Genomic DNA, 18,713 nt, shown 5'->3' with positions numbered 1-18,713 from the left:
GCGGCTGGCGACGGAGAAAATACTACCTGGTCCGCGGGGGTGCTCCCGACCACCCGGCGACGCCCCGGGGGCGGGTCTCAGATGGCCAGCGACAGCAGCACCGGCGCCGCGTTCCTGTTCAGGGTCTCGGCCGCCTGGCGGAGCCGGTGGGCGTGGGCGAGTGGCAGGGACAGGGCCAGACAGCCGGCCGTGGAACCGGCGGTGATCGGGACGGCGGCGCAGACCGTGCCGATCGCGTACTCCTGGAGATCGAGCACCGGGACCGTGGGCGGCTGTGCCTCCAGGCGGGAGAGCAGCAGCTTGTCGCTGGTGATGGTGCGCGAGGTGAGCCGGGCCATCTTGTGCCGCGCGAGGTGGTCGCGGCGGCCGTTGTGGTCGAGCTGGCCGAGCAGGCTCTTGCCGAGCGCGGTGGCGTGCGCCGAGGAGCGGAAGTCGACCCACTCGTTGACGGACGGCGTGGCCGGGCCGTCGGCGTACTGGGTGATCGTGACCTCGCCGTCGACGTACCGGCTGATGTAGACGGCGGCGCCGACGGAGTCGCGGAGCCGGTCCAGGATGTGCTGCAGCTTGTCGTGCAGGGCCTGTTCCCGGTGGTGCGTGGATCCCAGCCGGGCGAGGGCGTCGCCGGTGACGTACGCCCCGTCGGCGATCTGCTCCACATAGCCCTCGCGGCGCAGCATGCGCAGGAGCGTGGTCAGCCGCTCCGCGCCGAGTCCGCTCTCGCGGGCGAGTTCGTCGTCGGTGACACCGGTGGAGTGCCGCGCCATCGTCTCCAGGACGCGCAGCGCGTCCTGGGCCGAGTGGTACGGCGCGGTCGGCTCGTGCTTCAGCGCCACGGTTCCCCCTGCGCCAGCTGTGTCGGCTGCGCTGCTGTAGTGGGCCGTAATCCGGTCAGTGAACCCCTTCCACCATAACGGCCAACTGCCCTGCGGGGAGGGGGTCGAGAGGATTGCACCGCTCTCAACAGGGCGATTGTTCCGAAGGCATATGCCCCGTCGGACCGCGCCCCCGGGGCCGGGCGCGAGGCCGGGGCCCGCCCCGTCCCGCCCCGCCCCGTCCCGGCTCGCGCCCCTCCGGGCTCACAGCACGGCGCTGAGGAACTCCCGGGTTCGTTCCTGCTCCGGATCGCTGAAGATCTTCTCCGGCGGGCCGGACTCGATGACGCGGCCCGCGTCGAACATCAGGACCTGGTCCGAGATGTCCCGGGCGAAGTTCATCTCGTGGGTCACGCAGAGCATCGTGATGTCGGTGGTGCGGGCGATGTCCCGCAGCACGTCCAGGACGCCGGCCACCAGCTCCGGGTCCAGCGCGGAGGTCACCTCGTCCAGCAGCAGGACCTGCGGCCGCATCGCCAGCGCCCGGGCGATGGCCACCCGCTGCTGCTGGCCCCCGGACAACTGGGTGGGGTACTTGTCGACGTGCTCGCCCAGACCGACCAGCTCGAGCAGTCCGCGGGCGCGTTCCTCGGCCTCGTCCCTGGACAGGCCGAGGACGGTGACCGGCGCCTCGGTGATGTTGCGCAGCACCTTCATGTTCGGGAAGAGGTTGAACTGCTGGAAGACCATCCCGATGTTCTTGCGGACCTCGCGCACGTGCTTCTCGCCGGCCCGCACCAGCCTGCCGCCCCGCTCCTCGTGGGTCAGACAGTCGCCGCCCACCCAGATCGTGCCCTCGTCGGGCGTGGCCAGGGTCATCAGCAGCCGCAGGATCGTCGTCTTGCCGGAGCCGGACGGACCGATCAGCGTGACGTGCTTGCCGGAGTCGACGGAGAAGTCGAGCCGGTCGAGGACGGTGTTGTCGCCGAAGCGCTTGGTGACCTGGTCGAAGCGGATCAGTTCGCTGCCGTCCACCGGCGGATTGGCGAGGGTGTCGAGGGTCTGTGCGGAGTGGGTGTCAGCGGACAAGGCGTCGCTCCAGGACTCGGATCAGGAGGGAGGCGGGGTAGGCGATGACGATGAACGCCACGCCCACCACGGTGAGCGCCTCCGTGGTGAAGGTCTCGTTGCTGAAGGTCTGGGCCTCGCCGAGCATGTCGAACGCGCCGATGGTCGCGATCATCGGGGAGTCCTTGAGCATGGCGATGACGTAGTTGCCGAGCGGCGGGACGACGCGGCGGATCGCCTGCGGCAGGATCACCGCCCGCCAGGTGCGGCCCCGGGGCAGGCTCAGCGCCGTGGCCGCCTCCCACTGGCCGGCCGGGACCCCGTCGATGCCCGCCCGGTAGACCTCGGCGGTGTACGTGGAGTAGTGCAGTCCCAGGCCGACGATGCCGGTGGCGAGCGGCGACATCGAGGGACCGAAGTTCGGCACCACGTAGAACAGGAAGAACAGCTGCACCAGCAGCGGGGTGTTGCGGACGAACTCCGTCACGGCGACGACCGGCCAGCGCACCCAGACGCGCGCGGACCGCTGCGCCAGCGCCCAGACCAGGCCGAGCGCGAAGGCGATCAGGCTGCCGACGGCCAGCGCCTGCACAGTGACGAGCACACCGTCCCAGAACCGCGGCATGAAGTCGTTCACGACGTTCCAGTCCCAGTTCATCGCACACCTCCCGCGGACCGCGAACCGGCGCGCGGGCCGTCGCCGCGTGCGCCGGTCTTCGCGCCGATGCCGCCGGACTTCTCCGGCCGTTCCCCGATCCCGGCCTTCGCCCTGCGCTCCAGCATCCGCATGCCCCGGGTGATGACGAAGGCGAGGACGAAGTACAGGGCCAGCAGCAGCGTGTAGATCGGGGTGGTCTGGTTGGTGCCCAGCCGGAGCAGGTTGCCGGCGAACGTCATGTCGGCCACCGTGATGACCGAGACCAGGGCGGTGCCCTTCAGCAGCTCGATCAGCAGGTTGTTGAACGGCGGCACCATGTCGGGCCAGGCCTGGGGCAGTTCGATCAGGCGCAGCCGCTGCCACCGGGTGAAGTCGAGCGCGACGCCCGCCTCCTTCTGCGCCGTGGGGACGGCGGCCAGCGAGCCGCGGACGATCTCGGAGCCATAGGCCCCGTAGGTCAGGCCCAGCGCGCTGACCCCGGCCCACATCGGCTCCAGCTGCCAGCCGAACAGGGGCAGCGCGAAGAACATCCAGAACATCAGCACCAGCGCCGACATGCCGCGGAAGACCTCGAAGTAGGCGCCGGCCGCGAAGCGGACGATCCAGAGCCGTGAGTCGCGGGCGAGACCGATCCCGAACGAGACGGCCGCGCCGAGGACGGCCGCGTAGAGGGTCACCTGGACGGTGATCCAGACGCCCGGCAGGAACCAGATGGTGAAGAACTCCGAACTCATCATCAGCCGCACAGCTCCTTCGCCGTGAGGCCTGTCATGTCGTCCCTGGTGAAGCCGAACGGGCCGACGATCCGGAGGAGTTCGCGGTAGTCGTCCTGCTTGAGCTTCAGCAGTTCCGCGTTGAAGGCGTCACGGAAGTTCCGCTCGGACTGCCGGAAGGCGAAGCCGCCCGCGCCGTAGGCGGGCTTGCCGTCGACCACGGGCTGGAACGGCTCGGTGGCCGACACGCGTGCGGACCCCGCCACCGCCGACTTGACGGTGATGCGGGTGGCCGCGAAGGCGTCCACCCGGCCCTGGGCCACCGCGTCCAGCCCGGCCACCTGGTCCGGCAGGACCAGCACGTCGCCGATGCCCGCCGCCTTGGCGTAGTCGGTCTGGGCGGTGGCCTTGCCGGTGGCGAGTCTGAGCCCCTTCTTCTTGACGTCGTCGTACGTCCTGATGCCGTGCGGGTTGCCCTTCTTCACGATGAAGGCGTCCAGCATCAGATAGTCGGGGTCGGCGAACAGCACCTGCTCGCACCGGACCGGATTGATGTACATCCCCGCGGACACCATGTCGAACTGCCGCGCCTTCAGCCCGGGTATCAGGGCGCCGAAGTCCACCGGCACCGGCCTGACGTCGTCGATGCCGAGCCTCTTGAGGATCACCTTCGCGATCGCGGGCGCCTCTCCGGTGGCCTGTCCGTCGTCGCCGACGTATCCGAAGGGTGGCTCGCTCGCGATGCCGATCTTCACGGAGCCCTGATCGCGCAGGGTGTCCAGGAGGCTGCCTCCCAGCACCTTTCCGTCATCCGGGACGCGGCTGCAGCCGGCCGCCCCGAGGCTTCCCGCGATGCCCAGCGACACCGCTCCTGCAAAGAGCGAACGGCGGCTCAGCCCTCTGGGGGATCTGTCGACGGCTTCTGATCGGTGTGCATGTGGTCGAGCCATGGGCGCGCGGCTACCCGACTTCATGCGAGTCATGCCGGTCACTTCCGGCCCGGATCGCCGCCGGGACCCCTGGCCGCGGGGTGGGCGCGGCACGGTCCTCCGGCCGGTGCGACGAAGTCCCGCTGGTCAAGAGCGGATCATCGCCATGGCAAAGGGGCTCGGCGATCCCGCGTCGGCTGCCCGCGCGACCGTCCGGGACTTCCTTCCGCGCGCCGGGACGACCGACAGGCCGAACGGTGCCGTAACGGGATCTACGGCCGTTCCTCTCCCTTCGCGGCATCGGGGTCATCGAAGGAGGAATCCGACTGTCCCGCAGATGCTCTGCGTGCGGTGTGCGGTGTGCGGTATGCGGCGCGGCTTCCGTCCGGCGAGGGAATTGACCCACGAGAAGGGCTCTCTATTGCACCCTTTCTCAGGTCTTTCGATCGCCTAGATTCATGGGTGTGCCGGTCCTGCGGCCTCGTCCGCGGACCATCGACCGACCTTCCGGGAGTCCCCATGAGCAGCAGCCCCCTCCTCGTCCGCGCCGACCAGGCCGAGACCCTGCAGGACGGCGCCCTCAGCCTGATCACCCTGCTCGCCGACGCGGGCGCCACCGACGGGGCCCTCACCGCCAACAAGGCGACCTTCGCCAAGGGGTCGCCCGGAGCACCCGCCCACTTCCACACCAAGACGACCGAGGTCTTCTTCGTCCTCGACGGCACGATGCGCTTCCTGGTCGGCGACGAGGTGCGCACCCTGGGCACGGGCGACTTCCTGACCGTTCCGCCGACCGTCCCGCACGCGTTCGCGCCGGCTCCCGACAGCACCGCCGAACTGCTCGTCCTGTTCACCCCCGGCCTGCACCGTTTCGACTACTACCGGTTGCTGGAGCGGGTGTACCGCGGTGAGGCGGACGTGGAGGAGATCCGGGCGAGCTCCGAGCTCTACGACAACCACTACTTCGCGAGCCCGCTCTGGCAGGAGGAGCTGCGACGGACGGCCCCGGACAACGCCTGAGCCGCCCCCCACACGCCGGGCCGAGGCGGGGCGGGGCGGGGCGGGCGGGGCCGTCAGTGTCCGGGGACGTAGCCGCGCTGCTTGTCGACCACGTTCTTCAGGGGCCGGCCCGCCGCCCACCGTTCGAACAACTCCACGAACTGCGCGCCGAGTTCGTCGGACGACCCGACGGTGTCGCCGCTCATGTGGGGCGAGATCAACAGCCCCGGGACGTGCCACAGCGGGCTGTCGGGGGCCAGGGGCTCCTCGGTGACGACGTCCAGGGCGGCGCCCGCGATCCAGCGCCGTTCCAGCGCCCGCACCAGCGCGTCCTCGACGACCAGCTGTCCGCGGCCGACGTTCACGAACCGGGCGGAGGGCTGCATCACGCCGAACCGCCGGGTGTCGAACATGCCGCGCGTCTGCTCGGTGAGCGGAGCGGCGGCGATCACCCAGTCGGCGCGGGCGAGGAGCCGGTCCAGGTCCTGGGGGCCGTGGATGCCGGTGCGCGGGACCCGGCCGACGACGGCGGCGGTCATCCCGAGCGCCTTCAGCGTGCGGGCGATCGCCCGGCCGATCGGCCCGGAACCGACGACCACGGCCCGGCCCCCGGCGACCCGCCGGCTCTCCCGGTGCAGCCATCGGCCGCGCTGCTGGAGCTCCCAGGTGCGCGGCAGGTCCTTGGCCATCGCCAGGACCAGCGCGGCGACGTACTCGGCGATCGGCTCGTCGAAGATGCCGCGCGCGTTGGTCACCACCGTGTCCGACGCGACGAGTTCCGGGCACATCACATGGTCCACGCCCGCGCTCGCGGTGTGCACCCAGCGCGGCCGGGGCCCCTCGCCCGGCCAGGCGGCGCGCACCGCGTGCGAGGTGAAGTCCCAGACCAGCAGCACGTCCGCGGCCGGGAGCCGTTCCGCGAGCGAGGCCTCGTCGGTGTGCAGCACCCGGGCCCGGCCGGTGAGCTTCCCCAGCCGCGGGAGAGGATCGGCGTCGAGGACGAGAAGTGTGGGAAGAGCCACGGGGGCGACGCTCACCGGGTGCCCCCTTCGTCCGTGACCCACGTGCCTGACGTGCGCGGATCGACCACGTTCGCACCCGAACCCACGGCCGTCAACACGGCGGCCCCACCGTCTCGTTGCCCTGCGGCTCCTCCTCTCCTCCGCCGGGGCCCGGATCCGCCTTGCCGCTCCCCGGTTCCGGACCGGATCGCCCCCGCCCGGGGGCGCAATCACGCATAACCGGTCATCTCGGCCAACCAGGTGACCGTATGGGCGGCGTTGCGCCGACTGGGTACCCGGGCGATGGGACCGTACAGGCGTTGCTGGAAGCCCCGGCGCGCGTGTGGCCCACCGAACCGCTGGACACCCGTGCGCTGTGGGAACTCTCCGTACCGCGGGAAGCCCCGGTACCGCCGGAAGAAGAGCAGCAGCAGGAAGGCTGGACATGACCGCACTCGGTTTCCTCTACCCGGGCCACTCGGCCGAGGACGACTACCCCCGCATCGAGCAGCTCCTGGGCAGCGACATCCGGGTGGACCTCGTCCACACGGACGTCGTGGAAGGCGCGCACCGGGTCGACGCGCTACAGCGCTCGGGCGCGCCCGAGCGGCTCGCGAAGGGCGTCGAGCAGCTGCGGCTCGCGGGTGTCGAGGCGGTCGTGTGGGCCTGCACGAGCGGCGGCTTCGTGCAGGGCTGGGACGGCGCGCAGGAGCAGGTGCGCGCCCTGGCCGTCGCCGCGGGGATGCCGGCCTCCTCCACCTCCTTCGCCTTCGTGCACGCGGCCCGTGAGATCGGGGCCGCCCGGGTCGCCGTCGCCGCGGCCTACCCGGACGACGTGGCCGCGCTGTTCGCCGACTTCCTCCGGGCGGGCGGACTGGAGGTGAGCGGTGTCCGCTGCGCCGGGGTCGTCACCGCGGCCGAGGCCGGCTGCTGGGGCGAGGCGGAGGTGCTCGCTCTGGCGCAGGCGGCCGACACGCCCGACGCGCAGGCGGTCCTGCTGCCCGGCACCGGCCTGCACACGGCCGCCTGGCTGCCGGCGCTGGAGAAGGAGCTCGGCAAGCCGGTCCTGACCGCCAACCAGGTCACGGTCTGGGAAGCGCTGCGCCTGACGGACCGCCGGGTGCACGCGCCGGGGCTCGGCGCGCTGTTCGTCCGGGAACCGATCGTGCAGGTCTGATTCCCGGCCGGCCGGGAATAAGCGGGGACAGCCTCCTGTTAGTGCGACGAGGACGGACACACGGTCGACGACAGGAGGACCCCCGTGGCGGCGGACGAGACGGCGGCGGACGCGAGGGTGGCCGACGCGACGGCGCCCCGGGCGACGGCGGCCGAGAGGGCGGCGTCGGAGAAGACGGGCGCCGCGGGGACGGGCGTCGCGACGGCGGCGAGCGAGGGGACGGGCGCGGCGACGGCGGCGACCGGTGTCGCTGCGGCGGACGAGATCCGGGGCGTGGCGCGGGGGAGTGCCCCGGCCCCCCTGTCCGTGCTGGACCTGGTCACCGTCGGCTCCGGCCGGACCGCCACCGACGCCCTGCGCACCAGCGTCGACCTCGCGAAGTTCACCGAGTCGCGCGGCTTCCACCGCTACTGGGTGGCCGAGCACCACTCCATGCCGGGCGTCGCGTCCTCCTCGCCCGCCGTGATCCTCGCGCACCTCGCCGCGCACACCGAGCGCATCCGGCTCGGCTCCGGCGGTGTCATGCTGCCCAATCACGCGCCCCTCGTCATCGCCGAGCAGTTCGGCACCCTGGAGGCGCTGGCCCCGCACCGTATCGACCTGGGACTCGGCCGCGCTCCGGGCACCGACGGCGCGACGGCCGCCGCCCTGCGCCGGTCCGCCACCCTGAACGAGGGGGCCGACGACTTCCCCGAGCAGCTCGCCGAGCTCACCCGCTTCCTGGACGACGACTTCCCCGACGGTCACCGCTACCGCCGGATCCACGCCATCCCCGGCCCGGTCCAGGGCTCCTCCCCGGGCGGGGTGCAGTCGCCGCACCGGCCGCCGGTCTGGCTGCTCGGCTCCTCCGGCTTCAGCGCCCGGCTGGCCGGACTGCTCGGTCTGCCCTTCGCCTTCGCGCACCACTTCTCCGCGCAGAACACCGTCCCCGCCCTCGACCTGTACCGGGAGTCCTTCCGGCCGTCCGCGGTGCTCGCCGAGCCCTACGCGCTGATCGGCGTCTCCGTGCTCGCCGCCGACGACGAGCGCGAGGCCCGCCGCCAGGTCCTGGCCACCGGCGTCAACATGGTCCGGCTGCGCACCGGCCGCCCCGGCCTGTTCCCCTCCCCCGAGGAGGCGGAAGGCTATGAACTCGGCCCGCTGGAGCGCGAGTTCGTCGACTCCTGGACGGCGAACATCATCCACGGCACCGCCGGCGAGGTCCGCACCGGCCTCGACGACCTCCACAAGCGCACCGGCGCCGACGAGTTGATGCTCACCAGCCACGCCCACCGCGGCGAGCTGCGCCTGCGCTCCTACGAACTGGTCGCCGACGCCTACGGGTTGCCGACCGCGTAGGACTGCGTGCCGGAGCCCTCCGCGGACTCCGTTCCGGTTTCCGCGCCCAGCAGTTCGGAGATGCGCTCCGGTGACACCGGGCGGGAGTACAGCCACCCCTGCCCGGTGTCGCAGCCGATGCTCCGCAGCCGGGTGGCCTGCGCGGACGTCTCCACGCACTCGGCGGTGACGGTGAGCCCCAGCCGGTGCGCCAGGTCGATCATCGCCTCGACGACGACCTGGTCGGCCGGGTTCGGCGGGGCGGCGCCCTCCTTGTCGCTCTCGTACTGGAAGCCGCGCACGAAGGACCCGTCCAGTTTCAGCACGGACACCGGCAGCCGGCTCAGATAGGCGAGATTGGAGTAGCCGGTGCCGAAGTCGTCGATGGCGATCCCCACGCCCATCTCGCTGAGCGCCTGCAACGCCTGCAACGGCCGTCCCGCCGAGCCCATCACCGCCGACTCGGTCAGCTCCAGCTGGAGCAGATGCGGGGCGAGCCCGGTCTCGGCGAGGATCTTCGCCACGTCCGCCACCAGGTCGGAGTCCCACACCTGGCGGACCGCCACGTTGACGCTGACGAACAGCGGCGGCTCGTCGGGGTTGTCCAGCTGCCACTGCCGGGCCTGCCGGCAGGCGGTGGCCAGAACCCATCGCCCGAGCGGGACGATCGAGCCGTCCTCCTCCGCCAGCGCGACGAACCGATTCGGCGACAGCAGCCCGAACCGGGGGTGGTCCCAGCGCACCAGCGCCTCCACCCCGCGCAGCCGGCCGTCCGACATGCCGACCAGCGGCTGGTAGTCGAGGCGGAACTCGCCGCGCTCGATGGCGGGCCGCAGGGTGGAGGCCAGGGCCTGCCGGGTCATCAGATGCGCGTTGCGCTCGGGGTCGAAGAGCGTCCAGCGGTCCTTGCCGTCCACCTTCGCCCAGTACAGGGTCGTGTCGGCGGCCTGCATCAGTCCGGTCGCGGTGGTGCCGGCCGCGTGCCGCTCCACGACCCCGATCGAGGCGGAGACGTGCAGCCGGTGTCCGGCCAGATCGAAGGGCGCCTGGAGCGCCTTGAGCACGCACTCGGCCAGGTCGGCGAGCTGATCGGTGCCGGTGGAGTCCTCGACGAGCAGGGCGAACTCGTCGCCGCCCAGCCGAGCCACCAGCGGCACGCTCGGCCGGGTCTGCCCGGCCGCGGCGGCGCACTCCGTCAGCCGCTGGGCGACGGCGGTCAGCAGCCGGTCGCCGACGCGGTGACCGAGGGTGTCGTTGACGGCCTTGAAACCGTCCAGGTCCAGGTAGCACAGGCCGATCCGGCCGGTCCCGCTCTGCTCGTACGCCTCCGGCTCCAGCGCGGCCGACACCCGCTCGAAGAACAGGGTGCGGTTGGGCAGCCGGGTCACCGGGTCGTGCATCTGCAGGTGGCGCAGTCTGGCCTGCAGGTCACGGTGGGCGCTGACGTCGGTGACGGACAGCAGGACGCCGGGCTCGTCCGCGTCGAGCGGGGAGACCGTGACCTGCGTCCACAGCGAGCGGCCGTCGGGCTGCTTCAGCCGCCGGGTGCAGCGCAGTTTCGCCCGTCGGCCGCGCAGCACCTCCCGGTAGGCGTGCCAGGTCCGGGCGTCGGAGGCCAGGTCCAGCAGGTCGGAGGCGACCCGCCCGACCAGCCCGGCGCTGCTGCCGCCGCCGAGCAGCGCGACGAGCGCGTCGTTGGCGTCGACGATGCGACCCTCGCTGTCGACGACGGCCATGGCGAGGGGCGCCGCGCCGAAGACGGAACGGTAGGCCGGCGGCTGGTGGTCTGCCGTTCCGCTTTCCGTGCTGTCGATGTCACTCTCTGTGACGGCTGACCGGTCGAGGTCTGCCGCGGGCGTCGGCCCTTCGGACGTTCCGCTCACCGCTCGCTCCCGCAGTGCACTCGATCGCTGTCCGTGCAGGAAAGTCTGCCGATCATAGAGGCTGCCCCCGGACCCGCGCAGCCACTGCCCAGTGTCCCGGAACAACCCACCCTTCTGACAGATCGTTTCTGCCCGCACCTGGCCCCGTTCTGAGTGTGGACGACCGCTTGTGACGTTCCGTGAGAATTCCGGGGGTGTCGAGGTGATGCCCGATTCCCGCCGCCTCACTCGTCTGGGGCAGACAAACAGGGCGTAATACGACAAATTCACACAGGCTGGGTGGCGGTGTCCCGTGAACCGCCCCCGGAGGTCTCTGTGCCGCGTCTGCCGCGACCCGTGCGACTGTTCCCCTACCCCCGACTGCGCAGCACGGCGGCTGTGTTCACCACCCTGTCGGCGCTCGCCGCGACCTCCCTGATCGGCGGCCCCTCGGTCGCCGGGCCGTACTCCGCCGCGCCCTGCGCGCTGGCCCGCACCGACGCGCACCACTCGGAGGGCCTGGACACCTGGAACACCGCCTACCCCCGCCCGACCCGCGCCCTCGACGCCGTCATGGTCTTCCTGTCCTTCCCGGACTGGACGCCCATGGCGTCCCCCGCCGAACTGGCCGCCGACCACTTCCCGGCCACCAGCCGCTTCTTCCGGCAGGCGTCCTACGGCAGGTTCACCCTGCGCGCACACCCGCTCAAGCGGTGGATCCGCATGCCGAAGCCGTCCACCGCTTACGCCATACAGCGCGACTGGAGCGCCGCCGGCCGGGCCGCCTATCTGCACGACGCGCTCGCCGCGGCCGACCCGCACGTCGACTTCTCCCGCTACGACCTCGTCTACTTCGTGGCCGACCCCGACGCGCCCGGCGTCGACTCCGACGCGACGAAGGTCGTCAACCTGCAGACCCCGCTGCACGCCGACGGCACGGACATCCCGCGCGTGGTCACCGTCTTCGAGAAGCACCCCCCGGACCGGCTGGTCCTCGCCCACGAGACCGGCCATGTCTTCGACCTGCCCGACCTCTATCACCGTCCCGCCGACGGCAAGGGCGACTGGGACACCTATGTCGGCGACTGGGACCTGATGGGCAGCCAGTTCGGTCTCGCACCGGACCTGTTCGCCTGGCACAAGTGGAAGCTGGGCTGGCTGGACGACCGTCAGGTGGTGTGCGTGCGGGGCCCGGGCCCCACCCGGCTGACCCTGGAACCGCTGGCCGCCGGCCCCGGAGTGCCGGTCGTCGGCGCCTCCGGCCCGCCGGTCTTCGGGCTCGGCGGCGGCGTCAAGCTCGCCGTGGTGCGCACCGGCCCCGACAGCGCGCTCGCCTTCGAGGTGCGCGCCCCGGTGGGCAACGACCGCGCGGCCTGCCGCACCGGCGTCCTCGTCTACCGCGTCAGCAGCGGCGCCCGCTCCGGCCGCGGTCCCGTGGAGGTGCTCGACGCCCACCCGCACACCGAGGCCTGCTGGGAGAACTCCGTCTACCCGCCCCTCGCGGACGCCCCGGTGGGCCTCGGCGAGAGTTTCACCGTCCCCGGGAGCGGCGTCCGCGTGGACGTGGAGGGGCGCACGGCCTCGGGGGAGTGGACGGTGAAGATCACGCCGGGCGTGAATCTCTGAAAGGGCGCCCGCGCCGGACATGCGATCGCCGGACATGCGAAAGGCCCCTCGCTTCCGCGAGGGGCCTTTGCCGTCTGTGCGCCGCCAGGGACTCGAACCCCGGACCCGCTGATTAAGAGTCAGCTGCTCTAACCAACTGAGCTAGCGGCGCCTGCTGACGTCGTAGACCTTAGCATCCTGGTCGGGGGGAGGAGAAATCGATATGCGCACGGCCGAGCGGGCCGCCCGCACCGCCGCCCACAGCAGGATCTCGGGGCCCGGCAGCCAGGGATGACGGGTGTCCGGGGCCACCATCCAGCGCGTGGCGCACCCGGCGCCGGAGGGGGTGAGCGCGGGCACGGTCACCGCGTCCCCGGTGCCGTGGCACAGCAGCGGCGGCACGGTCGCGGTGCGGCCCTCCCGGCGGCCGCCGACGCCCCACTCCTCCCACTCCAGCAGCGAGGGCAGCCGCTGGGCGGTGCCCGGCGCGGCGAACAGCAGCGTGCGTCCGCGGAACGCGGCCACCGGACCGGAGCCCGGCCCCTCGCCCCACAGCCGGTCGAGCATCAGCCGCCCGAACATCGAGGGCGCGCTGACGACGTCGAACACCGAGCCGCACGGCAGGACCACCGGGGCCTGCGGCCGCTCCTCCCAGAGGGCGAGCGTGCTGCGCGGATACGTTCCGGCGGACGACAGCCAGGCCGCGCCGTCCGAGGTGACGCCGAGGGGTTCGTCGTATGCACTGCTCATTCCCCCAGGTCTACCCGGAGTGAACGGGTGATTTCACAGGGTTGCCGGAAATCGGGACGCCGGGTGCGGGGGAGGAGTATCTTGCCCGCCCGGCATATGCCGGAAGAGGGATGCGGCCCGGCGACCCGGCGCCTCGGCGGCCGGTGCCTCGACGCGGTGGCTCGACGGTCGGTGGCTCGACGCGGCCCGACGGCCGGCGGCTCACACCGGGTCGGCGTGGCCCCGGCCCTCGGAGTCGCCCCGCAGCAGATCGCGGCCGAACTCGACCATCTTCTTCGCGTAGTCCTCGGTCCACTCCGCCCGCTCGGCGATGTCCGCCGCGGTCAGCCGGTCGAAGCGGCGCGGATCGGCGAGTTGCGCGGCCGCCATGGCCTGGAACTCCACCGCCCGGTCGGCCGCAGCACGGAACGCGAGCGTCAGCTCGGTCGCCCGCGCCAGCAGCGCCCCCGGATCGTCTATCGACTCCAGGTCGAAGAAGTGCTCCGGATCACCGGTCGCCTCGGCGGGCTCGAAGAGCAGGGGCGCGGGGCGTAGCCGCGGTTCGTTCCGACGCGGCGTGGGCTCCGCCATGTCTCGGCCTCCTCGTACGGTTCGGATGACGCCACAGGTGGACAGCACCGGTGGAGTGGACCACCTTCCATTGTCCCCCGGTGACGCAGGAGCCATTCGGCCCCGGACTCTCAAGCACCGAACGCCCCCCGATGTTCCCGGCTCCGCGGGACTCACGGTCTCCACGGGACGCGGTGTTCCGCGAGGTGGGCCAGGACGGCGTGGTTGGCCTCCCAGCCGTCGGGGAACTTCACCAGCGTCCCGAGCTGGACCGGCTCCGTCGAGGGGTACTCGTCCAGCAGGTCGCCCACCCCCGCCCGGCACACCACCACGCACGCGTGCCGGTGGCGGGAGGCCAGGACGCACAGGCGGCCGGTCTCCAGGTGGAAGGCGGTGGCGTCGGGACGGCCGGAGAGCGGGTGCAGGATCACCGTGACGTCGAACTCCATGCCCTGCAGCCGGTTCGCCGTGTCCACGGTCACGTCCGCCACGCCCAGCTCGGTCAGCGCCGCCCGCACCGCGGCCGCCTGGTCGCGGTGCGCCGTGCCGACGGCGACCCGGCCGGCGGTCAGCGGGGTCGGGTCGGGGGAGCCGTCCGCGAGGGCCGCGCCGCCCCGGTCCAGGAGGCGCCGCACGACCGTGGCGACCGCCCGCACCGCCTCCGGGTCGGTGCGCGGGGTGTGCCGGGCGGGCAGCTCCAGCAGCCCCCAGCCGGACTCCGCCGCCTCGTCGATCACCCGGTCGACGCCCGAGCCGTCCGACGGGACGGCGAAGGAGAGCAGGCGGTCGCCGTGGTCCGTCCCGCTGCGGAACGGCGTGTACGGGTAGAACGCGTCGGAGACCAGCGGCGCGGCGGACGCCGGGAGCCGCCAGGACACGGGCAGGCGGTGCTGCGGCAGCTGCGGGTTGTGGGCGAGCAGGGTCGACACCGCCGAGGCCGACGGATCGTAGGACAGGCCCGCCCACTGCTCGCCGCCCACGATCGAGAACGGGTCCAGCTGCCCCGGGTCGCCCACGAACAGCGCCCGCTCGAACAGCCCGGCGACGGCGAGCAGCCCGTCCGACCGCATCTGGTACGCCTCGTCCACGATCGCGTGCCGCCAGGGCTCGTCGACCTTCACATGCGCCCACTTGGCGGCTGTGGAGATCACCACCGGCAGCCCGGCCAGCTCCGCCGCCTTCGCCGACTTCCGTACGTTCGCCAGCCGGTCCAGTGCCTTGTCGTACGGGTCGGCGTCGCTGCTGTGCAGCCGGCCCACCGGCAGTTCGGGGTTCTTCCGGGCCAACCGCTCGACCAGGTCGTCCACCTGGGCGTTGGTCTGGGCGACCACCATCAACGAGCGCCCCGCGTCGGCGAGTTCGAGCGCGGCGCGGACCACGAGGGTGGACTTGCCGGCGCCCGGCGGGGAGTCGACGACCACCCCGCGCGCGGTGCCGTGCAGCGTGTCGCGCAGGATCGCGTCGGTGGCACGGGTCGCGGCGGTACCGGGGTCGAAGGCGGCCTCGGTGCTCACAGAAGGTCCTCCTGGGTGACGGAGTCGGGGGCCTCGGGTGTCTGCTCGCCGGGCGGCCCGCCGTGCGTCCACGGCGTCTCCTCCGGGTCGGGGAGTTTCGCTCCGCCGCGCTGTTCGTGCTCGAAGAGCGTGAAGCAGAGCCGGTCGCCCTTCTCCGGCACGGATCCCGCCTCCGGTTCCTTGCCGCGGCCCATCTTGTCGACGATCCGCAGCACCAGCAGCCCCGCACCGCCCGCGCCGTGCCCGCCGTCCGCGCGGCCCGCGTCGCCCTCGGCGGCCCAGCGCACGAACTCCGCCGCCTGCGGCTTCCCGCCGAGCGACCGGTACACCTTCGCCCGCTCCGCGAGATGCGGCAGGTCCTCCGTGCGGACGGTGACCAGTGGGCGCGGGCTCGGCCTCTTTCCCTCGCCGTACGCCATGACGACGTCGACGACCTCGCCCGCGAACGCCTCTCCGGCGAGCCGCCGTGCCGCCATCACCAGCGGGTCGTCGAGCGCCTCCTGGGCCTCCAGGCGGGCCTGTTCGCGCTCGCGCGTGGCGAGCTTGTTCGCCGCGGTGACCGCGTCGTCCCGGCGCGGCTGCGGAGGCTCCCCGGCGACGACCCGGTCACGGTGGCCGGTGAACGACCAGCGGTCGCGCGTCCACCGCTCCTCGACGTGCGCGCCCTCCGGCAGCGACCGCAGCAGATCGAGGCCGCGCCACACCGCGTCCCAGGTGGGCAGCATCCGGCTGCTCACCAGCGCGCGGATCTCCCCCTCGGCGGCGGTGAGCGCGCCCAGCAGGTCGTCGGCCTGCAGTCCGTCCTGGGCGGCGGCCAGGGCGGTGCGCGCGCGGTCGTAGCGCTCGATGGCCGGCGCGAGCAGCTTGTTGTCGAACGCCGGGTCGGTCGCCGGACCGGCCGGCGGGCACAGCAGCTGACCGTCCGCGTCCCGCGCGAGCTCCGCCCGCAGCGCCGCCTGTGCGCCCGTCTCGCCCGCCGGGGGGTCGATCCAGGCGAGCAGCGCCCCCAGGTGCTGGTCCTCCAGGCTGGACTGGCCCGTGGCCCAGTGCCGGCCGAGCAGTTCCGTCACGGCCTGCAGCAGGGCGGAGCCGGGCACCCGGGACCGCTCCCCGAAGTGGGTCAGCCACCGCCCGAGCAGCGGCACGCGCGGGGGCGCGGGATACGGCGTCTGCGGATCCTGCTCCGCCGTCCGTCGGAACCGCATGGAGCGGCCGAGGAGACGCACGTAGTCGACGCCCGCGCGGCTGGGGACGATCAGCTGGGGCGCGTCGGCGCACAGTTCGACCTCGACCTTGACCCGCTTGCCGGTCTCCGGGTCGGTCTCGTTGCGCTCCGCGGCCTCCACGGCGTCGGCGTAGGAGTCGATGTAGGGCAGCACGACGTCGGCGAGTTCGGCGAGGAACGCGAACCGCAGATCCCGGTCGCGCGGCTGCGGTACGACGAGCAGGCGCGGCGCGTCCCGGTCGGTGCCGACCAGCGCGCCCAGCGGAGCGCCGGCCTCACCGGCCGTGGTCAGCGGCACGAAGACGAGCGGCCGCTGCGACAGACGCCGGTGGCGGACGGTGGCGGTGGGCTGAGCGCGGCCGGTGGCGACGGCCTCCAGCCGGGCGAGGGTGGCGATCAGCGACACGCGGGCACCGCCCCGGCGGCCGGCGTCGGCACGCTCCACAGCCCGGCCGGCGGCTCGGCGCCGGCGGCCGCCTCCAGCGCCTCGGCCCGCAGCCCGGCCGCTCTGCGCAGTGCGGCCACCGCCGGGTCCCGAGGGTCGCCCGTCTCGCCACGCGCCGCCGCCAGGACGTCCTCGACAGTCGTCAGCGCGCCCAGTTCGGCCCGCACGGACCGGCCCAGGGACGTGACCGCGCCCGCCGCGCGGGAGCGGTCACGGCAGTGGAACGCCAGCTCGCAGGCGGCCAGGCATTCGGGCGCGTACGACGCCGCGACCGACTCGACGGCCGCCGTGAGCTGCTCGGCGGGCAGCTCGGGGGAGAAGCAGGCGCCCTCGGGCAGGGCGTCGGCGATGTCCTGGATCCGGGTGAGACGGGCCAGTTGGCGGCTGGTGACCGCGCGCTGCTTGCGCACGTCCACGGCGGAGGCGGTGGGCAGGTTGGAGAAGTCCTTGGGGCAGACGAGCAGCACTCGGTGGCGCACGCGCGGGGCCGGGTCGAGGCGGGCGGCGACCTCCTCCAGGGCCAGCACGTAGACGGCGGCCTGCCGGGCGGCTGCGCCGACCTTGGCCGGGTCCGCCGAGCCGTCCAGCATCGGGAAGGACTTGATCTCCACGACCGTCCAGCTGCCGTCCGGGTGCACCACCACGGCGTCCGGCTCCAGGAAGGCGGCGGAGCCCGCGACGTCGAGCGCGAGCATGGGGTGGTCCAGGAGCGTCCAGCCGCCGGCCGCCGCGGTGGCCTCGCGCAGCGCCAGCGCCGTGCGCGCGGTGCGGCCCTCGGGGCCGATCGCGGACAGCTCGGGCACGGCCGCGTCGACGGGCGGCCGCGCCGCCGGGTCCAGCCGTTCGTGCACCAGCCGGAGCAGTTCGGCGCCGCCGTCGGCCTTCACCTTTGCCTCGAAGGCGTTGCCGCGGGTCAGGGCGAACTGCGACTGCCCGAAGGCCGAGGGCGAGCCCAGCGCGCCGGCCAGCGCCGCCTTGTCGACCCCCGCGCCGTCGAGGATCGCGCGCCGCTTGCAGCCCGGGTTCGCGGCGAGCGCCGCGAGGGCCCGGGCGTCCAGCGCCTTGGCCGGTACATCGGGACCGCGCAGCTCAGCGAGCCGCTGCCGGAGCGCCGTCCCCCGCATCCGAGGGAGAAGCGTCCGGGTCGGCTCCGGGCCGGTGCCGTGACTCGCGCTGCCGTGGAATTCGCTCACCCGTGGAAGTCTGGCATCCGCCACTGACAATCGGGGCCGGTGTGTCGGTGGAGGCCGCCGGGACCAGCGGGACCCGGGCCGTGAACCACACCCGGGCGCGGTCCGCGCCGCGCAGCACCAGCGGGGTCAGCAGCAGACCGACGCCCATCACGGCCGCGCCCGCGACCGCGTCGAGGAAGTAGTGGTTGGCGGTGCCCATCACCACGAGCGTCGTCACCAGCGGGTAGACGACGCCCGCCGTCTTCGCCGTGCGCGTGCCGCCGTGCCGCCACAGCATCACGCCGCACCACAGGGCCCAGCCCACGTGCAGGCTCGGCATGGCGGCGTACTGGTTGGTCATCCCGCCCATGCCGCGCGGCGCGCTCGCCTCGCCGCCCCACCAGCCGTACGAGCTGTACTGGGCCATGGTGTCCACGAAGCCGTGGCTCGCCGACAGCAGCCGGGGCGGGCAGGTGGGTATCAGCGTGAAGCCGACGAGGCCCATGAAGGTGGACGTCATCAGCCAGGTGCGGGCCGCCCGGTAGTGCAGCGCCCGGGACCGGAACAGCCAGATCAGTATCGCGGGCGTGACCAGGTAGTGCAGCGACGCGTACCAGAAGTCGGCCGGCACGCCGATCCACGCCTCGGTCCTGAACAGCTTGTTCAGCGGGTGCTCGGCGTTGATGTGCAGGAACTTCTCGACGCGCAGGATCGCCAGGCCGTGGTCGACCGCGGTGCTCACGTCGCCCCGGGCGAGCAGCCGGCCCCCCGAGTAGCAGGCGTACACCAGCACGAGCAGGGGCAGCTCGGTCCACCAGCGCAGCCGCGTCCGCGGGGCCGCCTCGGTGCCTGGTGTCTCGGTCTGCGGCATCCGATCGCCTCCCCCTTCTCGTCTGTGTCGTCGCTGCGGCGCC

The 18,713-nt window shown here is 73.0% G+C and carries 16 protein-coding genes, 1 tRNA gene and 2 pseudogenes; 5 read left to right on the top strand and 14 right to left on the bottom strand.

Annotated features, from left to right (window positions below; all coding sequences use genetic code 11):
- Positions 1–77: 77 nt before the first annotated feature.
- The 5 genes from Sri02f_RS03925 to ehuB all read right to left on the bottom strand — a co-directional run bounded on the left by Sri02f_RS03925 (position 78) and on the right by ehuB (position 4,204).
- On the bottom strand, positions 78–836 hold the full coding sequence (locus tag Sri02f_RS03925; RefSeq protein ID WP_108999631.1) for an IclR family transcriptional regulator: 759 nt from the start codon (positions 834–836) through the stop codon (positions 78–80).
- A 243-nt stretch (positions 837–1,079) separates the two neighbouring features.
- Positions 1,080–1,904 (bottom strand): ectoine/hydroxyectoine ABC transporter ATP-binding protein EhuA, encoded by an 825-nt coding sequence (gene ehuA, locus Sri02f_RS03920; RefSeq protein WP_373865062.1) that lies wholly within the window; start codon positions 1,902–1,904, stop codon positions 1,080–1,082.
- Positions 1,894–2,541 carry an ectoine/hydroxyectoine ABC transporter permease subunit EhuD gene (gene ehuD / locus Sri02f_RS03915; RefSeq protein WP_108999630.1) on the bottom strand — a complete coding sequence of 216 codons (648 nt, stop codon included), beginning with the start codon at positions 2,539–2,541 and terminating at the stop codon, positions 1,894–1,896. The genes ehuA and ehuD overlap by 11 nt, the downstream gene beginning before the upstream one ends.
- Positions 2,538–3,278: an ectoine/hydroxyectoine ABC transporter permease subunit EhuC gene (gene ehuC / locus Sri02f_RS03910; RefSeq protein WP_108999804.1), complete on the bottom strand. Its 741-nt coding sequence runs from the start codon at positions 3,276–3,278 to the stop codon at positions 2,538–2,540. Before ehuC ends, ehuD begins: the two co-directional genes overlap by 4 nt.
- Positions 3,278–4,204 carry an ectoine/hydroxyectoine ABC transporter substrate-binding protein EhuB gene (ehuB, locus tag Sri02f_RS03905; protein WP_167467477.1) on the bottom strand — a complete coding sequence of 309 codons (927 nt, stop codon included), beginning with the start codon at positions 4,202–4,204 and terminating at the stop codon, positions 3,278–3,280. The genes ehuC and ehuB overlap by 1 nt, the downstream gene beginning before the upstream one ends.
- A gap of 498 nt (positions 4,205–4,702) precedes the next feature.
- On the opposite strand from ehuB, the gene Sri02f_RS03900 reads away from it, so the two are divergent.
- Positions 4,703–5,203, top strand: a complete 501-nt coding sequence (locus tag Sri02f_RS03900) for a cupin domain-containing protein (RefSeq protein ID WP_108999629.1) — start codon at positions 4,703–4,705, stop codon at positions 5,201–5,203.
- 53 nt (positions 5,204–5,256) lie between these two features.
- On the opposite strand, the gene Sri02f_RS03895 is transcribed toward Sri02f_RS03900, so the two are convergent.
- Complete coding sequence (locus Sri02f_RS03895) at positions 5,257–6,219, bottom strand: D-2-hydroxyacid dehydrogenase (protein ID WP_108999628.1); 963 nt, start codon at positions 6,217–6,219, stop codon at positions 5,257–5,259.
- Between the two features lie 204 nt (positions 6,220–6,423).
- Between Sri02f_RS03895 and Sri02f_RS42530 the strand changes: the two are divergent.
- The 3 genes and pseudogenes from Sri02f_RS42530 to Sri02f_RS03880 all read left to right on the top strand — a co-directional run.
- Positions 6,424–6,632, top strand: a pseudogene (locus Sri02f_RS42530) (maleate cis-trans isomerase family protein); the annotation flags it as partial.
- Positions 6,629–7,360 carry a maleate cis-trans isomerase family protein gene (locus Sri02f_RS03885; RefSeq protein WP_108999627.1) on the top strand — a complete coding sequence of 244 codons (732 nt, stop codon included), beginning with the start codon at positions 6,629–6,631 and terminating at the stop codon, positions 7,358–7,360. The pseudogene Sri02f_RS42530 and the gene Sri02f_RS03885, both read left to right, overlap by 4 nt.
- Before the next feature lie 264 nt (positions 7,361–7,624).
- Positions 7,625–8,698, top strand: coding sequence for an LLM class flavin-dependent oxidoreductase (locus tag Sri02f_RS03880; RefSeq protein WP_108999803.1), 1,074 nt, complete (start codon positions 7,625–7,627; stop codon positions 8,696–8,698).
- Here the strand turns inward: Sri02f_RS03880 and Sri02f_RS03875 are convergent.
- A complete protein-coding gene (locus tag Sri02f_RS03875; RefSeq protein ID WP_108999626.1) occupies positions 8,677–10,560 on the bottom strand; it encodes a putative bifunctional diguanylate cyclase/phosphodiesterase in 1,884 nt (627 codons plus the stop codon). The genes Sri02f_RS03880 and Sri02f_RS03875 overlap by 22 nt on opposite strands.
- 324 nt (positions 10,561–10,884) lie before the next feature.
- On the opposite strand from Sri02f_RS03875, the gene Sri02f_RS03870 reads away from it, so the two are divergent.
- Entirely contained in the window at positions 10,885–12,165 is a 1,281-nt protein-coding gene (locus Sri02f_RS03870) for a M6 family metalloprotease domain-containing protein (protein WP_167467484.1), read from the top strand.
- A 77-nt stretch (positions 12,166–12,242) separates the two neighbouring features.
- Here Sri02f_RS03870 and Sri02f_RS03865 read toward each other — a convergent pair.
- The 7 genes and pseudogenes from Sri02f_RS03865 to Sri02f_RS03835 all read right to left on the bottom strand — a co-directional run bounded on the left by Sri02f_RS03865 (position 12,243) and on the right by Sri02f_RS03835 (position 18,670).
- Positions 12,243–12,316 (bottom strand) — tRNA-Lys (locus Sri02f_RS03865).
- Positions 12,307–12,915, bottom strand: a pseudogene (locus Sri02f_RS03860) (bifunctional DNA primase/polymerase); the annotation flags it as partial. The pseudogene Sri02f_RS03860 and the gene Sri02f_RS03865, both read right to left, overlap by 10 nt.
- A 180-nt stretch (positions 12,916–13,095) precedes the next feature.
- On the bottom strand, positions 13,096–13,464 hold the full coding sequence (locus tag Sri02f_RS03855) for a DUF8844 domain-containing protein (RefSeq protein WP_069769646.1): 369 nt from the start codon (positions 13,462–13,464) through the stop codon (positions 13,096–13,098).
- A gap of 152 nt (positions 13,465–13,616) precedes the next feature.
- Positions 13,617–14,957 (bottom strand): AAA domain-containing protein, encoded by a 1,341-nt coding sequence (locus Sri02f_RS03850; RefSeq protein WP_108999623.1) that lies wholly within the window; start codon positions 14,955–14,957, stop codon positions 13,617–13,619.
- Positions 14,954–16,588 (bottom strand): amino acid adenylation domain-containing protein, encoded by a 1,635-nt coding sequence (locus Sri02f_RS03845; RefSeq protein ID WP_108999802.1) that lies wholly within the window; start codon positions 16,586–16,588, stop codon positions 14,954–14,956. Before Sri02f_RS03845 ends, Sri02f_RS03850 begins: the two co-directional genes overlap by 4 nt.
- Positions 16,579–17,751: a hypothetical protein gene (locus Sri02f_RS03840; protein ID WP_245970424.1), complete on the bottom strand. Its 1,173-nt coding sequence runs from the start codon at positions 17,749–17,751 to the stop codon at positions 16,579–16,581. The genes Sri02f_RS03845 and Sri02f_RS03840 overlap by 10 nt, the downstream gene beginning before the upstream one ends.
- Positions 17,717–18,670: a phosphatase PAP2 family protein gene (locus Sri02f_RS03835; protein ID WP_108999622.1), complete on the bottom strand. Its 954-nt coding sequence runs from the start codon at positions 18,668–18,670 to the stop codon at positions 17,717–17,719. Before Sri02f_RS03835 ends, Sri02f_RS03840 begins: the two co-directional genes overlap by 35 nt.
- Positions 18,671–18,713: the final 43 nt, after the last annotated feature.

It is taken from the genome of Streptomyces rishiriensis (assembly GCF_003112535.1).
GTDB lineage: Bacteria > Actinomycetota > Actinomycetes > Streptomycetales > Streptomycetaceae > Streptomyces > Streptomyces rishiriensis.
Note: the sequence above shows the minus strand (reverse complement) of the source record. Positions and strands in the feature narration are given on the sequence as shown.